9 protein-coding genes are annotated in these 17,374 nt (G+C 51.9%); 6 read left to right on the top strand and 3 right to left on the bottom strand.

Annotation, left to right across the window (positions count from 1 at the left end; genetic code table 11):
- Positions 1-514: 514 nt before the first annotated feature.
- Both AC2IAX_RS01800 and AC2IAX_RS01795 read left to right on the top strand, forming a co-directional pair.
- Positions 515-2,620, top strand: coding sequence for an adenylate/guanylate cyclase domain-containing protein (locus AC2IAX_RS01800; protein ID WP_494389064.1), 2,106 nt, complete (start codon positions 515-517; stop codon positions 2,618-2,620).
- 538 nt (positions 2,621-3,158) lie between these two features.
- The gene (locus tag AC2IAX_RS01795; RefSeq protein ID WP_494389063.1) at positions 3,159-4,226 is read left to right on the top strand and encodes a Gfo/Idh/MocA family protein; all 1,068 of its coding nucleotides are present in this window, start codon (positions 3,159-3,161) and stop codon (positions 4,224-4,226) included.
- Positions 4,227-4,297: 71 nt separating this feature from the next.
- Here the strand turns inward: AC2IAX_RS01795 and AC2IAX_RS01790 are convergent, their stop codons facing one another.
- Entirely contained in the window at positions 4,298-4,426 is a 129-nt protein-coding gene (locus tag AC2IAX_RS01790; RefSeq protein WP_494389062.1) for a hypothetical protein, read from the bottom strand.
- On the opposite strand from AC2IAX_RS01790, the gene AC2IAX_RS01785 reads away from it, so the two are divergent.
- Both AC2IAX_RS01785 and AC2IAX_RS01780 read left to right on the top strand, forming a co-directional pair.
- Positions 4,425-5,723, top strand: coding sequence for a glycosyltransferase family 4 protein (locus tag AC2IAX_RS01785; protein WP_494389061.1), 1,299 nt, complete (start codon positions 4,425-4,427; stop codon positions 5,721-5,723). The two genes, AC2IAX_RS01790 and AC2IAX_RS01785, sit on opposite strands and share 2 nt — an antisense overlap.
- 143 nt (positions 5,724-5,866) lie before the next feature.
- Complete coding sequence (locus tag AC2IAX_RS01780) at positions 5,867-8,617, top strand: tetratricopeptide repeat protein (RefSeq protein ID WP_494389060.1); 2,751 nt, start codon at positions 5,867-5,869, stop codon at positions 8,615-8,617.
- A gap of 87 nt (positions 8,618-8,704) precedes the next feature.
- Here AC2IAX_RS01780 and AC2IAX_RS01775 read toward each other — a convergent pair whose 3' ends face one another.
- Positions 8,705-14,008: a PAS domain-containing protein gene (locus AC2IAX_RS01775; RefSeq protein ID WP_494389059.1), complete on the bottom strand. Its 5,304-nt coding sequence runs from the start codon at positions 14,006-14,008 to the stop codon at positions 8,705-8,707.
- A gap of 352 nt (positions 14,009-14,360) precedes the next feature.
- Positions 14,361-14,744 (bottom strand): universal stress protein, encoded by a 384-nt coding sequence (locus tag AC2IAX_RS01770; RefSeq protein WP_099533199.1) that lies wholly within the window; start codon positions 14,742-14,744, stop codon positions 14,361-14,363.
- 86 nt (positions 14,745-14,830) lie between these two features.
- On the opposite strand from AC2IAX_RS01770, the gene AC2IAX_RS01765 reads away from it, so the two are divergent.
- Together AC2IAX_RS01765 and lpxD are read left to right on the top strand one after the other, a co-directional pair.
- A complete protein-coding gene (locus AC2IAX_RS01765; protein WP_494389058.1) occupies positions 14,831-16,036 on the top strand; it encodes a phosphoglycerate kinase in 1,206 nt (401 codons plus the stop codon).
- Positions 16,037-16,312: 276 nt separating this feature from the next.
- Entirely contained in the window at positions 16,313-17,359 is a 1,047-nt protein-coding gene (lpxD, locus tag AC2IAX_RS01760) for a UDP-3-O-(3-hydroxymyristoyl)glucosamine N-acyltransferase (RefSeq protein ID WP_494389057.1), read from the top strand.
- Positions 17,360-17,374 lie beyond the last annotated feature (15 nt).

Genomic DNA, 17,374 nt, shown 5'->3' with positions numbered 1-17,374 from the left:
GTGCAAAATCCAGGCTTTAGTGTATCAGCAGCGCCGGTCTCTCGCGAAACGATCTAATTCACTTGTTGGTTCATGATTAGTTGGTTTCCATCTTTAAATACTCAAAGAGCGCTTGCCGAATAACTCCCGCTGAGTATCTTTATTGCCCAATTTAACTACTAATTTGACTATTAATTTGACTACTAATTTAGTAATTAATTTTTGCTTCAATTCTTGTCGATTCATTTTACTGAATCAAGTTACTGATCAAATGAAGAAATAGCCTAATGAATAAACCAATCATTACTCAATTATGGTTCGCTGGTTGCAATCATGGGTCAGTAATTCAGTAATCAAGAATTTTTTCAGGTATCAAAACGCACCCAGTATTAATATTTCTTGACACAATCGAATTGAACTGATGGCCACAGGAATTCGCTGGATTGATTCCTTCAGCATGGCCCCCTTGATAGACGGAATCTTTCGCCATTTCCAGGAACTTGGATTACCGTAAAGCGAAGACGCAATCTTTCCTGTGGCAGTTTCGTTCCCGTCCTGGGCCACAGATCCGAATTCCGCAACTTTGAGCTTTGAACACCAAAGCCATCCTGGCGATCGCGAATCAGTTCCTATGGTCAGCTCAGAAATTCCACTGACACAAGTTTCATCTCAGTCCCTACCCTTACCCGTGCGCCGCAAGTTTCGTCTCCGTACCACCCTGGTTTTGCCCTTTTTAGTCGAATTAGTAACCGCCGTGGGGTTGGTGGGTTGGCTGTCGTTTCGGAGCGGCCAAGAAGCAGTACGAGATTTAGCCAGTCAATTGCGCAATGAAGTGACTGCCAGGGTGAGCGATCGGGTGCGATCGTATGTGGAAACTCCCCAGTTGGTGAATCAGGTTAATCGCGACGCGATCGAACTGGGCATTATTGATCTGCAAAAAATTGCCGAAGCAAGAACTTATTTTTGGCGACAAACCATCACCTACAAAAATATTGGCTATGTGGGGTTTGCCAATCAACAGGGACAATATTTGCGAGTGGGTTGGATCAATCGCCTGTCCGCAACCGAAACGCCCCAAATTGCTGAGCAACTCATTCCCGGTGGCGGCAACTTAAACTATTACGAAATTGACGACAAAGGACAACGAGCTAAGTTAGCCAAAAGCGTGCCTAACTATGATGTGCGCAAACGCCCCTTTTACGAAGTGGCTTTCAAGGCTGGGAAACCCACCTGGAGCAAAATTTATCTCAACTTCGGAAATCCCCTGTTGCAGATTAATGCCAGCCTGCCCATTTACGATCGCAATGGGCAGCCTGCGGGTATCTTAACCAGTCAATTTGGCACGGATCAGATTCGCGGTTTTTTGCAGACTTTGCAAGTTGGTAAAACGGGTCAGGTTTTTATTGTTGAACCCAGCGGCGAACTGGTGGCCACTTCCTTGAAAAATCAACCCCTTTGGGTTGAACAATCCCAGAAAGCCAAAAAAGAACTACAACGGGTTCATGCGCTCCAAAGTAATAATCAGCTTTTGCGATCGAGCGCTGAATTCCTATACGGTCAATTTGATCAACTCTCCAATATTCATCGCGATCATCAGTTTGAATTTTGGCTGAATAATGAACGTCAATTCCTGCAAATTTCGCCCTTCAAGGATGCCTATGGCTTGAATTGGCTGATTGTGGTGGTGGTTCCCGAATCGGATTTCATGGCCAAAATTAATGAAAACACCAGAAACACGATCGCCCTTTGCTTTTTGGCGCTTTTAGTTTCGGTTCCAATTGGAATTTTAACGGCCCGCTGGATTACCCAGCCCATTTGCCGAATTGCCCAAGCTTCGGGAAAGATGGCTAAGGGCAATTTAGAGCAAACCGTTGCCAGCAGCCCGATCATTGAAGTCGATCGCCTGGCGGATGCTTTCAACAGCATGGCCACCCAACTTCAGCAGTCCTTTGAAGAATTGGAGCAGCGGGTGGAACGGCGTACCGCTGAACTGCGCAAGGAAAAGGAGCGATCGGAATTATTATTGCTGAATATTTTGCCCAGTCGGGTGGCCGATCAGCTCAAGGATTCCAACGAATCACCAGCGGAACAATTTGAGGAAGCAACGATTCTGTTTGCCGATATTGTGGGCTTCACCACCCTGGCAGCTCAACTGGAGCCTTTGGAATTAATTAATTGCTTAAACCAAGTTTTCTCCACCTTTGATCGGCTCGCAGAAAAGCACCATCTCGAAAAAATCAAGACGATCGGGGATGCCTACATGGTGGTGGGGGGCGTGCCGGTTCCCCAGGCAAACCATGCGGAATCCGTGGCGGATATGGCCTTGGAAATGCGATCGAGCATGGCCCATGCACTGGGGCCCTTGGGTGAACGGTTGGAAATCCGGATTGGCATCAACACGGGCCCTGTGATTGCCGGTGTGATTGGCACGAAAAAGTTCATCTACGATCTATGGGGCGATGCGGTTAATATTGCTTCGCGGATGGAGTCCCATGGGGTTCCTGGCTCGATTCAAGTCACCGACTCTACCTATGAACGGCTGAAAGATCGCTATCACTTTGAAGAACGGGGTTCAATTCACATCAAAGGTCGTGGTGAAATGAATACCTACTGGCTGCTGGACAAGCGATCGACCCTGTAGCCCTTCTTCAGCCCTTTGGGTTTAGCCTGTTTTGTTTCTGGGGCAGTACTTTGGGGTTGGGTTTCGGATCTGATTTTTTGAGGTGCATTGCTGAAGTTTCGGACTGAGATTTTCCAGGTGGAAATTTTCCAGACCGGAATTATTAGAGGCTGCTGGAAAAGTATTGCTCAGCAATTGCCCAGCTCCAATTGTTGTGGGAGCAAGGGGCTTAGGGCGTGTCGTCAAATCGCCTGAAACCCTGATTCCACCGTTGGCAGATCGTGAGGGACAAGGGGCTTAAACCCCTTGTTGGCAGATCGTGAGGGACAAGGGGCTTAAACCCCTCGTTGGCAGATCGTGAGGGACAAGGGGCTTAAGCCCCTTGTTGCAACAACTGGGACATAGAAAATCAATCGTTTTCACCTGATCCTAGGAAATGACGACACGCCCTAATCCTCTGGTTTCCGTCGATCGCTGGGGCAAGTTGGGGTATCAATTTGGGTTTTTCAGACATCTTCTTAGGTTGAGATTCCTCGTTGAAGTTTTTGGGCTAAAGGCAATGACCGATCGTTTAGGACTGGCGGTATTTGGGGCGGGCCGGTGGGGAACGCATCTGATTCGCAATTTTTTGGAGCATCCCCGATCGCACCTGAAGGCCGTGGTGGAAACCAATCCAGACCTGCTAGCCGCCGTGGGCGATCGATTTGCCAGCTATCCCGGTTGGGCCGAGGTGCAGCGGGTCAGCGACAGCCGATCGATCTGGAGCAATCCGGACATTGGGGCTGTGGTGATTGCCACGCCGGCCGCCAGCCATTTTGAACTGGTGCGATCGGCGCTGTTGGCGGGCAAGCATGTGCTGGTGGAAAAGCCCCTAACCCTGGATGTGGCTGAGTGCGAGGATTTGTGTACCCTGGCGCAACGGGTCGATCGCCGGCTGATGGTTGACCATACCTATCTTTTTCATCCGGCAGTGGAAGCGGGGGCCAAGGCTCTGCGATCGGGCGCGATCGGCAATCGGCGCTACGGCTATGCGGCTCGCACCCATTTGGGCCCCGTGCGCCAGGATGTGGATGTGTTGTGGGACTTGGCCATTCACGACATTGCCATCTTTAACCATTGGCTGCAGTCAACCCCGATCGCCCTGCAAGCCAAGGGGCAAACCTGGTTACAACGGGGGCGCGGAACTGGGCTGGAGGTGACCGATCGCCCCAGTCCGGCGGCGGGCTTGGCGGATTTGGTTTGGCTTACCCTTTACTATCCTGAGCAGTTCACCGCCACGATCCATCTGGCTTGGCACAATCCCGATCGGGCCCGGCGTTTGGCCCTGGTCGGAACCGAAGGAACGTTGGTTTTTGATGAAATGAACGCCCGATCGCCCCTCACCCTGTGGGCGGGATCCCTGGAACAATCTGGCAGCCATTGGCTTCCTTGCAACCAATCGGAGCAGTCGATCGAGTTAGCGAGCGGTGAACCCCTGGGGCAGGTTTGCGATCAATTCCTGGCCGGCGTTTTGGACGGCGCACCGCTCGATCTCTCCGATGGTTCCGTCGGCACGGCCCTGGTGCGGTTGTTGGCGGCTGCTTCGCGATCGTTAGCCCGCCAAGGGGAACTGGTTTGGGTTCCTTAGAAAGGCGATCCAAGGCTCACGATCGCAACAATACTCCCAACAGTGATCCCAACGCTGGCGGCGGGTTCTGATCACCGGCTGCCGGCCCCCGGGTCAAGGGGCAACTTGCGCAAATTCGCATTGCCCGTTTGGCCCTTCGGTGGGACACTGAGACTCGATCGAATTTCAGGACGACTTTTAGGACGACCCACGGCGATCATGCGAATTCTGTTCTTGCATCCCAACTTCCCCGCACAGTTTCGCCACGTCGCGGCGGCCCTCGGGCGTGACCCCGAAAACCAAGTGGTTTTTGGCACGAAAAACGAAAACCCCGAGTGGCAAATTGCCGGCGTTCAAAAAGTATTGTTCAAACCCAGCCGCGACCCCGCCCCTGGAACCCATCACTACATCCGCCCCTTCGAGGCCGCCGTGCTTCAGGGGCAATCCATGTTCCGGGTGGCCGAAGCGCTGAAATCCAATGGGTTTGTGCCCGACGTGGTTTATGGCCACTCCGGCTGGGGATCCACCCTGTTCATGAAAGATGCCTTCCCGGACACCAAGCTCTTGGGCTATTTCGAGTGGTTTTATAAATCCAAGGGAGCCGATGCGGATTTTGATCCGGCGGAACCCTTGTCCGTGGACGATCAGGCCCGGATTCGGATTAAAAATGCGTCGATTTTGCAGGATCTCTACACCTGCGATCGGGGAATTTGCCCCACGGCCTGGCAGCGATCGCAGTTCCCCGCCGAATACCAATCCAAACTGCATGTGCTGCACGACGGCGTAGACACCGATTTCTTTGTGCCCGAGCCGAACGCCAAGCTCGTGCTGCCGAATTTGGACTTGTCCCATGTGGATGAAATCGTTACCTATGTGGGTCGGGGTATGGAACCCTATCGCGGTTTCCCCGAATTCATGGAATCGTTGGTTTATTTGCAAGAGAAGCGCCCCAACTGCCATGTGGTGATTGTGGGGAGCGATCGGGTTTGCTATGGCCGCGCCCTGCCCGACGGCAAAACCTACAAGCAACTGATGCTGGAACGGTTGCCCCTGGATCTGTCGCGGATCCACTTTGTTGGTTCCTTGCCCTATGGCCTGTACCTGAAGGTGCTGCAAGCCTCGAAGGCTCACATTTATCTCACGCGGCCCTTTGTGCTCTCCTGGTCGATGATTGAATCCATGTCGGCCGGTTGCTTGGTGGTGGGTTCGGCCACCGCGCCCGTGCAGGAAGTGATTCGCGACGGGGAAAACGGCCTGCTAGCGGATTTCTTCTCGCCCAAGCAAATTGCCGATCGGGTGTCGGAAGTGCTGGATCACCCCACCCAAATGGCCCACATTCGCCAAGCGGCCCGCAACACCGTTCTGGAGCGTTATTCTCACCAAGCGCTCCTTTGGCGACATGTGCAGTTCCTGAAGGATTTTGCGGCCGATCGCCTGCCGCCGATTCAATATCCCCCCGCCAGCACCTTGGTGGATTACTACAACGAACCCAGTCGCGAGCCGGCCACAGTGGTCTAGGGATCTGCAACCCCTGCCAGCCGGTCTGAGCAATGGAGGGCCCAAGCGGGCGGGGGTTGATCAACGGTCGTGATTCTGGCCAATTTTTCCCCTCCAATTTGCGCGTTTTGCCAACTTCGCCTCCCTCTGCCCTGGATTTTGTCATGGATGATGCTGCTGTTTCTCAGGCCCTTACGCGGGCGATCCAACTGCTGCGATCGGGTCAGCTCGAACAATCGGGCCTGATTTACAAAAAAATCCTGGAGCACCATCCCAACCACCCGGAGGCGCTGCACTGGTTCGGGGCGATCGCCTATCAAATGGGCGAAATGGCGATCGCGGTGGAATATGTGGAAAAAGCCCTCACCCTCACTCCCAACGATCCGGCGGTGTTGAACACCTCGGGGCTGATTTGCCACGCGATCGGCAGTTGGGATCAGGCGCTTCAGTATTACACCAAGGCCCAAAAGATCAAGCCCGACAGTCCGGAGGTGTTGGATAACCTGCGGGTCTTGGTGGCGGATCTGTTGCCGGCCTACAGCCAATATGCCCAGTGGCATTACTTGGCGGGTAGTTTCGATCGCGTGGCCGAAATTGAGCTGGTGTCTGGCAACCTGCTGCTGGAGATTGGTGACCTGGCCGGCGCTGAACAACACTATCGTCGGGGGTTGGCCGTGCGCCCAACCCTCTGGGGCATCGAAGCGCCCGCCGCCGTGATTCAGGCCGATCGCGCCGGCCAGCCCGTTCCCCCCAAAGCCAGCCAAACCACCTGTGATCTGGGGCGCGAAGCCGACCTGCGCACCATGGCGAGCGCGGTTCCCTTTGCCCAGTTGTTGGAGCGGTTGGGGGCGTTACTGTTCGATCGGGGTGAATTGGACGCGGCCCATGAGTTGGTAACCGAAGCCCTCGCAATTCAAAATGCCTTCCCGGAAGCCCACAAGCTGCTGGGCAACATCATGCTCGGCCGCGGCAACTACCAAGAAGCCGCCAACGCTTACCAAACCGCTGTGCAGTTGAACCCCAACTATGCGGAAGCTTGGTCAAACCTGGGCAGCATTCTGCTGGGCAAGCGGCAAACGGACGAGGCGATCCAATGCTTTCAGCGAGCCATTCAGGCCAATCCCCAAATGGCCCAAGCCTACTGGAGCATGGGTTGCACCTTTGAAGTGGCCGACAAAAAGGAAGAGGCCATTCAGTGCTGGCAACAGGCCTTGGCGGTGGATCCGAAAGTGCAAGGGATTCAGGGCTACATCCGAATTGCCCAAACCCTGGTTGGCATGGGCAAGCGCCCGGAAGGGTTTGAGTGGTATGAGCGGGCGATTCATTTCGATCGCAAGCACCTGGATGCCCATTGGGACTTGATGGAACATCTATTGTTCTGGGGATATTTGCCCCAGGCCCGCCAAGTGGCCGATCGCTGCTGGCGCACCTTCAACGAGCCAGGCAGCAGCCCCCGGGAGCGCGTCCTTGCGGGCATCATCTCGACCAAAGCCTTTTGTTTTATTGGCTTGGGCCAGGTGGCCCGTCAGCGGTTCCTGGAAATCGAAGGCGAGTTTGTGCAGGTCATTGACCAGCTCTCTCCCTTCGACATCACGAAGCTCTATGGGAACGTGCTGTTTGATATGCCCCACTTGCGCGACGATGTGGCGGCCAACACTCGGGTGGCCAATGCCCTGGCGGAGGCCTATCGCAAGCTGGTGGAAAATGCCTTTAAGGATCACCAGGCCGCCAACAGCCCCCTGTATGCCATGCCCACGGCCCGATCACCCCGCACGTCCGATCGGCTGCGGATTGGGTTCATGTCTCGCCACTATCGCCGCCATTCCGTGGGGTGGTGCAGTGGCGAAATCCTCACCGCCCTCAAGGAGCATACGCCGCACCTGTTCCTTTATGTCACTGGCGACATGCCCAAGGACGATCGAACCAAGGTGTTTGAAAGCCTGGCCGAAAAGTTTTACATGCCCGGTGAAGAAGGATTCCCCGATGCCAACGCCCCCACCATCATTCGCCGGGCCCGGGAAGACAACCTCGATATCTTGTTTGACCTCGATTCGATCACGATCCTGCCCCATGCGGAAGTGCTCTATCACCGGCCCGCGCCCGTTTGCCTGACCTGGTTGGGCTACGATGCGCCCCACATTTGCCCCGATAACTACAACCTGGTGGACTGGAACACCCATCCGGCCGGCGTTGAGCACTATTACATCGAAAAGCTCGTGCGGATGTCGGGTTCCTTTGCGGCTCTGTCCTATCTGCCCACTGTGCCGACCGATCGGGCCAAACAGCGCCAAGCGTTCCGGATTGACCCCAACCAAACCATCTTCCTCAGCGTGCCCACGGGTCAAAAGGTCAGCATGGAAATGCTGCAAGCCCAAGTCCATGTGCTGCGCTATGTGCCCGATAGCATTTTGTTCTTCAAATCGCGGATTGGGGATTTGGAACTGATGCTGAGTCTCTATCACGAGGAATGCCGCCGCCAGGGCGTGAACCCCAATCGGGTGCGGCTGTTGCCCCGCACCGCCAGCGAGGAAGAACACCGGGCCGTCTATCAAATCACCGATGTGTTGCTGGATTCCTATCCCTACAGCGGCGCAACCCACAACCTGGAAGCCCTTTACTTCAACCAACCGATCGTGACCAGGGTGGGCGAGCAGTCCTTCTCTCGCCTGGGCTATTCCCTGATGCGGGCGGCGGGCCTTGACCGCGAGGGCATGGCCTGGACTTGGGATGAATATATTGAGTGGGGCGTGCGCTTAGGGCGCGATCGGGAGTTGTGCAGTGCGGTACGCCACAAGCTGCAACAGGCCAAGAATCCGGCCAATCCCGCCCCGCTTTGGAACCCCAAGGGCTTTGCGGCGGAAATGTACGGAATTTTGCAAGATTTACGCAGCAAGGCAGAATTTAGCCAAGCTTAAGGGATTATTTTGCGGCTTTTTTGCTCTTTTGCCCGCTTGCTGTCCTGAATTCTGGCCATGCAACAGGCGCATTATTCAAAGGGCGTATTATTCAAAGGGCGCATTCAGGCAGCGGCTAACCAGTTGATGGATTTTGTCAAAGGCAAAATCGTAAATCAGTTGTCCCAAATAATCAGACAACGGGGCCTGCTCCTTGGGAATGGTCTGGAGTAATGCGCGCATGGAATCTTCAGCGCAAAGGGCCGCGGCATGTTGTAACTGCATGAGCCAATCACGGGGCATTTTGGCCAGGAATTCTTGGACTTGTTGATGATGTCGAAGGCCCGAGAGTGCGTCAGCACGATCGCCCAATTGCTCGGGGAAAAAATTCATGAAATGGTCGGAAAAGTGATCCAGCCGTTGATTCAGCCGTTGATTCCATGGATCTGGCGTATCTAATGGATCTAGAGGCTCTTGACTATCCAAAGCGCCATTGAAGGGCGCAACAAATTCCGGTGAGTGATTCGGTATTGTCAATAAAAAATCAGATTGATCCCTGGGAACGTGATGCAGCGGATCCGAGGATTGATCGGCTTTTTGACAGTAATAGTCCAGTTTTTGGATTAGGATTTGATCGGAAATCGGCTTGCTTAAATAGTCATCACAGCCAACCGCGATCGCCTGATCTCGATCTTCCACCAATGCCTGGGCCGTGATCGCCAAAATTACCGTTGATCGCGAAGGCTCCAACGCCCGAATTTGTTGAGTTGCCTGATAACCATCGCAGCCGGGCATTCTTAAATCCATCAAAATTAAATGCGGATGCCAATCTTGCCACCGCTGCACCGCATCAGCCCCGTCCATGGCTTCCTGCACCGCAAACCCCAATTGACTCAACAATTGCACTAATAACAGGCGATTATCTGGGCGATCGTCCACAACCAAAATGCGATAGTGCGATCGAATGGCTGCCAAACCGATCGTTGGTGATTCTGCTGGGCGATCGCTCGCTAGAGAATCAGCCACAGCCCCCGATTCCCGGTGATTCAGCCTTGACTGAGACAACATTTTAGAATCCAGACGATCGCCCCAGAAGGACGCGGGCGATCGAGCTGATTCAGCAATTGTCGTTTGGTTTTGAGGTGGCCCCCAAGGCTGATGTTCAGACTTTTTCCCAGGCGATCGACCGGTACGCAGCGGCAGGGTAAACATAAATGTGCTCCCCAAGCCAACGGCACTTTCCACCGTCAACACTCCACCCATCAACTGCACTAACTGTTGGCTAATTGTTAAGCCTAAACCAGTGCCTTCCGAGCTTTTTTTGCCGGCTGCCGATTGGGAAAAAGCATCAAAAATCGCTTTTAAATCTTCAGATTCAATACCGGCTCCCGTATCAATCACTTGAAACTGAAGATAGTCATGATTACAAAACTGCCCTTTATAGGTCTCGTTTTGGCATGACTGAAATGTTGCAGCCTTGAAATCTGGATTCTCGGTCAATATTGGATCGCAAGCACCGGAATTAATCGGTGATCGTCCCCCTGCCAGAGATGGGTAGGGATAGACCTGAAATGTATTAACAATTAGGGTTGAAATTAAATCAACTCGAATGGCGATCGATCCTTGGGCGGTGAACTTAATCGCATTACCAACCAAGTTGAACAGAATTTGCTTCAGTTTTTTGGAATCTAAAATAATATATCGAGGAACTTTGTCGCCAATTTCCAAAATAAGTTGATTTTCTCGCTTAAGAGCCTGTTGTTGAAAAGTAATTTGCAGGGAATAGAGAATTTCATAAAGATCTACTTCTTCTTCGTCAAGGGTAAATTGACCCGCTTCAATTTTAGAAAGATCCAAAATATCATTAATTAGCATTAATAAATGAGTGCCACTATTCTGAATTAAATTCATATATTCGCGATGGCTTTCTGATAAATGAATGTCGCGGTTAATGAGCTGCGAAAATCCCAAGATAATATTTAACGGTGTTCTGAGTTCATGGCTCATATTGGCCAGAAATAGACTTTTTGCTCGATTAGCGGCCTCAGCCTTATCCTTCGCTTCCTGAAGTTGCAGTTCGGCCAGCTTGCGATCGGTAATGTCACGAGCTGCCGCATAAATCACCGAGTTAACCGGCACAGAGCGCCATTCAATCCAACGATAGGAACCGTCTTTGCAACGGTAGCGGTTCACAAATCCATGAAGTTCATTTTGATTAACCAGTTCATTCAAAGCCAGCATGGTTTCTTCAACATCCTCTGGATGAACATAGTCCATAAACCGTGATCCCTCTAATTCTTCTAAGGGATAGCCCAGAATTTTAGACCACTGTAAATTCAAGCGTTGAAAGCGCCCGTTAACATCCGCAATACACAATAAATCTAGTGCCACAGAAAAGAATTGATCGAGTTCTTCCGTTGTTTTAGCCAAGGCGTTGGCGATCGCCTTTTGATCTGTAATATCTTGAACAACCCCATGCCAAACAATTTCCTGATTCCCACGCAGCTCTGGGCGTGAATTGGCTTGCAACCACTTCACCTTACCGGAAGGTGTAATAATTCGCCATTCATGGCGGAAGTTCTGTAAATTTCGGCTTGACCATTCCACAGCCTGGATATAGCTTTCTTGATCATCTGGGTGAATTTGATTGAAAGTAATCATTGGATTTTGGATTGCTGCACTGAGAGGAACTTCATGAATTTCCTCAAAAGCAGCGCTGAGATATTCATACTCCACCGGTTTTCCCGGTTCTTCCACCACGGAATAGATCACTACAGGAGACACACTGGAAAGCCGCACTAGCCGACTTTCACTTTCACTTAAAGCATCTTGGGCAATCTTGCGATCGGTAATATCAATTGCAACGCCATACCAAGCAATTTCACCGTTTTCTCGCCGTTTTGGGCTGGCACTTCCCTGCAACCACTTCACTTTCCCCGATGGATTGATGACTCGCCATTCATGTTCAAAGGGTCGCAAACCTTCAATGCTACGTTCAACGGCTTGGTAATAGGCTTCTTGGTCATCGGGGTGAATGCGATCGAGCAAAGTATTGGCATCTTGTAAAAGAGTTGATACAGGAATTTCATGAATAATTTCAGCCGCTCGACTAATGTGCTCAAAATAAAAAGAACCATCGATGCGGCGCACCAAAATGTAGATATTGGCTGGTGAGGAATCGGAAATATCTAGAAACTTTAACTCACTTTGTTTCAGAGCAACTTCTGTTAATTTTCGATCAGTAATATCAATGGCCGTGATCGTGACATGCCAACAATCCCCTAGCACATCCCACACAGCATTATTGGTTTGCGAAATCCATCGAATAAGTCCTTGATGATTATAAATTCGATATTCATATGTTCCCGTTCTTTCATGAATAATGTCTTCTATAATTTGATCATAAACATTTTGCCAATCCTCTGGATCAATATCTTGCATCCAAAGATTTTGATTGATCAACAGCTCTTCGCAGGTGTAGCCAAATAAAGTTTCGCAACCGGCAGAAACGCGATCAATTTTCCAGGTATGATTCTTAAAAAAACGCAGACTCACGATTCCCGCGATCGCACTGTTCAAAATGTCCTTTGCTTGGGCCTCTGATGTTTTGAGGGCCCGCTCTAACTGCTTGCGCTCTGTGATGTCTGCAATAATTCCTGTAACTTGAATAATTTCCTGCTGTGCATTCAGGATTGGTTTTCCTTTAATTTGAATGTAACGGGAATTGCCCTTAGCCGTGATGATTCGTAAATCAGCATCAAAAGGCCGATGAGTAATCACTAAATTAATGACATCTTGCTGAAATCGTTCTCGATAGGCTGGATGGATGAAGTTGATTAATTGCTGAGCTTTCAAACCCTTGACTGGTTTGTCAAATTCACAAATTCGATAAATTTCCGGTGACCAGACGATCGCCCGCTTGGCCACGTTCAGCTCCCAATGGCCCACATGGGCAATTCTTTGGGCTTCTAAAAGACGGGCTTGGCTTTTTTGTAAGGCGGCGGTTTTTTCTTCAACCTTTAATTGCAGGATTTTTTCATAATCTGCCTGGGCTTGTCGAGATTTTTTCAGTGCCTTCAAAACTTTCTGAATGGAAAGATTGAGCAGATCAAATTCCAAAATCTGAACATTTTCAACTGGTTGTAATTCTTGGGTTTGGTGATCATGGTTGAGAGCCTTGGTCGCCACTCGCAACCATTGGAGCGATCGACTAATTCGATAGCCAGTCCAAATTCCTGTGGCTACTGCTCCTAGCAAAGCCAACAGGCAAAGTAAGATTGTGCGGTAAATATTGCTATGGATTTGATCCATAAATGCCGACTGGGGCAGCACAATCACCGTGAACCAATTTAGCTCGCCTCGGATAGGAATAATCTGTACAAAATAGTTTTGCTCTCGAATTTGAATCGTTAGCTTAAGCTTTGTTTTAATTTGTTCTAGATTGATTTTGTTGTTTCTAATAATCTGTGCCGTTTTTGAAATTAAATTATCCTTGCTTTGAGTGGCATCTAAGCGCCGATTATGGTGTTGAGTGTTTTGGGCTAATATTTTTCGAGGACTGGCATCAAAGGGTAACTCATTGGCAGAGCTGGCCACCAATAGCCCGTTGGGTTCCATCACAAAAATTTGTCCCTGACCATTGGTGTTAATGGATTGAAGAAAGTCTCCAAATTGTTGCAAATAAAAGCTGGCTGCTAGAACACCTTGAAACCGGCCAGACTGATCATAAAAAGGCACCGTCCGAATCAAGTGCAAGATTGGATTTTGCTTGCCCTTAGATAGACTAATTCCCAATGTCCAAAGACCAGCGGGGGTGCGTTTGGCCTTCAAGTACCAAGGATCGTGGGGTGGATCGCGATGGGGATAATAATCACGGCGAATTTCGAGCAAAACGCGCTGCTGACCCTCACGATTTGCCCAATAGCGGAGGAGCGATCGATCGGGTGAGGCAGCTTGCAACCGACGAATAATCAGCGCGTTTGGATCCGGACGCTCAACGGCTAGAAAATCGCCCGCCTCATTAGACAGGGCCAAAGTACTCAGTTTAGGAAATAGCTTAAGCTGTTCAATAAAAAATGACTCAATCCCGTTTAGGTCTAGGCTACTCAAGTGACCTTTGCGGATCAAAAACGCATTGTTTTGAGTTGTGATTTTGGGAATAGATAGGTAATGATCTAAATCCTGCTGAATTTGATTTGCTTTATTATCTAGTAGCCGATCGACCAGAGATTCAACAGCATCGCTGCCACTGCGGTAGGACAAATATCCCACCACGCTCACCACGATTCCCACTTGCAGCACAAAGGGAACCGTAATGACGTAATTGAGGGGAAGTTTATGTGTTGTAATTCGCCGAGCTAGCCTTTTCAGATACCCGGGAAAACTGACCCGTTGTAGAGACCCAAAATTCATAAATACCCAAAATTAAGACCCAGAGTCAGAAGGTGGGCGCTGGTGTCCCGGGAACTATCGCATGGGTCTAACCAGCTTTTGCAGGAAGCTTTTACAAGGAGCTTTTGCAGGAATTGATCCCACCATAACTCTGATAACAAGCAAAAGCGCCCTCCTTTTTAGCAAGGAAAGCGCCCTGATTTAGCGATATATGAAGCCTGCCGCTTCCTGGGGTAAATGCACAGAAATTCCTGGCTCTAGGAATTAACAGGCTTTGGCAGGATGGCTCCAGCCCCATGCTTCAGCCCAGCGCGTTTTGTTTTGTGTTTTGCGTTGTACTTTGTTGTTTCGCCTGTTTCGCCATTTTCTGGTGCTAAGGAACGATCAACACCGGACAGGGAGACAGGTCAATGACGCGATGGGCAGTGCTTTCGGCGGCTCCTTCGGTGGTTAGACCCATGCCCCGGCTGCCCATGACGACCAGGCTGGCTTCCACTTCATCAGCCACATCACAGATGGTGAACGCGGGCATTCCCTCGCGCTCAATCACTTCGGCTTCGAGGCCCCGCTCGGCAAACATGGCTTTAGCCCGGCTGAGGAGGGTTTCAGCCGCTTCGATGGCCCCTTCATCGGGGCCTGGAACGACCGACAGAATGACTAATCGACTGTTGTGCAGTTGCGCCAGTTGGGCAACGGTTTCGGCCGCCTCGCGAGATTCGGGCGATCGATCGATCGGAAAAAGAATCGTCTCGAACATCTTTAGGGGAAAATATTCACCGCGTGAACTTCCGCGAAAACTCCCGCGCGAATTTCCGCGAGACGCATTGAAAGGAGGTTTTTATCGTGTCAAAGAAAACTGTAGCAAATTTGTCGGCGGCTGATGTAGCTGGCAAGCGCGTCCTTGTGCGCGTTGATTTCAACGTACCTCTCGACGATGCTGGCAAAATCACCGACGACACCCGGGTTCGGGCCGCCCTGCCCACAATCCAAGACCTGACCGGCAAAGGCGCGAAGGTCATCCTGACCAGCCACTTCGGCCGTCCTAAGGGGAAGGTTGTTGATTCGATGCGTCTCACGCCCGTGGCTGTGCGGTTGTCGGAACTGCTGGGCAAACCGGTAGTGAAAACCGATGACTGCATTGGTGACGAGGCAGCAGCAACGGTTGCAGCCATGAACGATGGCGATGTGGTGCTGCTGGAAAACGTGCGGTTCTACGCGGAAGAGGAAGCAAACGATCCTGAGTTCTCGAAGAAGCTGGCTTCGCTGGCGGATCTGTACGTGAACGATGCGTTCGGTACGGCTCACCGGGCCCATGCCTCCACCGAAGGCGTGACCAAGTTCCTCAGCCCCTCCGTTGCGGGTTACCTGATCGAAAAGGAACTGCAATACCTGCAAGCGGCGATCGAACATCCGAAGCGGCCTCTGGCGGCGATCGTGGGTGGCTCGAAGGTGTCGAGCAAAATCACCGTGATCGAAACCCTGCTGGACAAGGTGGACAAGCTGTTCATCGGCGGCGGCATGATCTTTACCTTCTACAAAGCCCGTGGCCTGTCCGTGGGTAAGTCGCTGGTGGAAGAGGACAAGCTGGAGCTAGCACAGGCTCTGGAAGCCAAGGCCAAGGATAAAGGCGTGGAACTGTTGTTGCCCACCGATGTGGTGTTGGCGGATAACTTCGCTCCTGATGCCAACAGCCAAACGGTCAGCGTGGAGAAAATCCCCGATGGCTGGATGGGTCTGGACATTGGCCCCGACTCGGTGAAGGCGTTCCAAGCGGCGCTGGAAACTTGCCAATCGGTGATCTGGAACGGGCCCATGGGCGTGTTCGAGTTCGACAAATTCGCGGCCGGCACCAAGGCGATCGCGGAAACCTTGGCGACCCTGACTCCGAAGGGCGTGACCACGATTATTGGTGGTGGCGACTCGGTGGCTGCGGTGGAAAAGGTGGGCGTGGCTGACCAAATGAGCCACATTTCGACCGGTGGCGGCGCAAGCTTGGAGTTGCTGGAAGGCAAGGTGCTGCCGGGTATTGCGGCGCTGGACGAAGCCTAAATTTCGGGCTAGGGTCCATTAAACCCTGAAGATTGCGGGAATCCCTGAAGATTGTGGGGACAAGGGGCTTAAGCCCCTTGTCTTGCGCGATCCCTTGTAGGGGCACACCATCCTTGCAATCCTCCGTGGGGGCGTACGCCGGTGCGTCCCCACCCGGGTTTTCGTTCCCTTGCTTGGGGTTGATGGAATGACTCTTAGGTTTGAGTAACTTGAGTTTGAATAACTTGAGTTTGAATAACTTGAGTTTGAATAGATTTAAGCCGTTAAGTTTGAGCCATGAAATTTAGCGAATTATTGAAACAGTTAGAAAAGCTGAGCGATCGCCCCTTCGATCAATTCTCCTTGGCGGATGATCCTGAGCTGACCACGATCGCCCCGATCGCCCAGGCCCAGGGCGGTCAGTTGACCTACTTGGAAGGCGATAAGTTTGCGGACTGCTTGGAAAGCACCCAAGCCGCCGTGATTTTGCCTAATCGCCCTGAGTTAATTCACCAAGCCCGCACGCAGGGGTTAGCCTGGGTGGCGGTGCAAGATCCCAAAATGCTATTTGCAGTGGCTGTGCGGTTGTTCTATCAACCCTTTAAGCCCAAACCCGGGATTCACCCCAGCGCCTGGATTGATCCGACCGTACAACTGGGTCAAGAGGTGTCGATCGGGCCCCATGTGGCGATTTATGAGGGGGTGACGATCGGCGATCGAGTTTGCCTCATGGCCAATGTGGTGATTTATGGGGGCGCGTCGATCGGGGCCGATTCCTGGCTCCATGCCAACTGCACCATCCACGAGCGATCGATCATTGGGCAACATTGCATCATCCACAGTGGCGCAGTCATTGGTGATGAAGGATTTGGCTTTGTGCCCACGGCCCAAGGCTGGCAAAAGTTGGATCAAACCGGGCGCGTTGTGCTCGAAGACGGCGTAGATGTGGGAGTCAACAGCACGATCGACCGGCCAGCCATGGGCGAAACCCGCATTGGCCGGGGTACCAAGCTCGATAATATGGTTCACATTGGCCATGGCTGTCAATTGGGTGAAGGCTGTGCGATCGCCGCTCAAACGGGCTTGGCGGGTGGCGTGGAGTTGGGCAAAGGGGTAATTCTGGCCGGACAGGTGGGCGTGGCGAACAATGTCAAAATGGGCGATCGGGCGATCGCCTCCTCCAAGTCCGGTTTGCACAGTGACGTACCGGCCGGCGAGGTTGTCTCCGGCTATCCAGCCATTCCCAACAGTCAATGGCTCAAAACCTCCGCCATCTATCGCCGCTTGCCCGAGATGCAAAAGCTACTGCGGCAGATTCAATCTCACTTGGGCCTCAAGGACTAGGTGGTTGGGAGAATT

It is taken from the genome of Limnothrix sp. HT2024 (assembly GCF_059138625.1).
Note: the sequence above shows the minus strand (reverse complement) of the source record. Positions and strands in the feature narration are given on the sequence as shown.

Bases quoted from the DNA above. Each gene is read 5' to 3' on its own strand.
- AC2IAX_RS01795 (WP_494389063.1), top strand. From the start codon at position 3,159: ATGACCGATCGTTTAGGACTGGCGGTATTTGGGGCGGGCCGGTGGGGA.
- AC2IAX_RS01770 (WP_099533199.1), bottom strand. From the start codon at position 14,744: ATGTTCGAGACGATTCTTTTTCCGATCGATCGATCGCCCGAATCTCGC.
- AC2IAX_RS01775 (WP_494389059.1), bottom strand. From the start codon at position 14,008: ATGAATTTTGGGTCTCTACAACGGGTCAGTTTTCCCGGGTATCTGAAA.
- lpxD (WP_494389057.1), top strand. From the start codon at position 16,313: ATGAAATTTAGCGAATTATTGAAACAGTTAGAAAAGCTGAGCGATCGC.
- AC2IAX_RS01780 (WP_494389060.1), top strand. From the start codon at position 5,867: ATGGATGATGCTGCTGTTTCTCAGGCCCTTACGCGGGCGATCCAACTG.
- AC2IAX_RS01785 (WP_494389061.1), top strand. From the start codon at position 4,425: ATGCGAATTCTGTTCTTGCATCCCAACTTCCCCGCACAGTTTCGCCAC.
- AC2IAX_RS01790 (WP_494389062.1), bottom strand. From the start codon at position 4,426: ATGATCGCCGTGGGTCGTCCTAAAAGTCGTCCTGAAATTCGATCGAGT.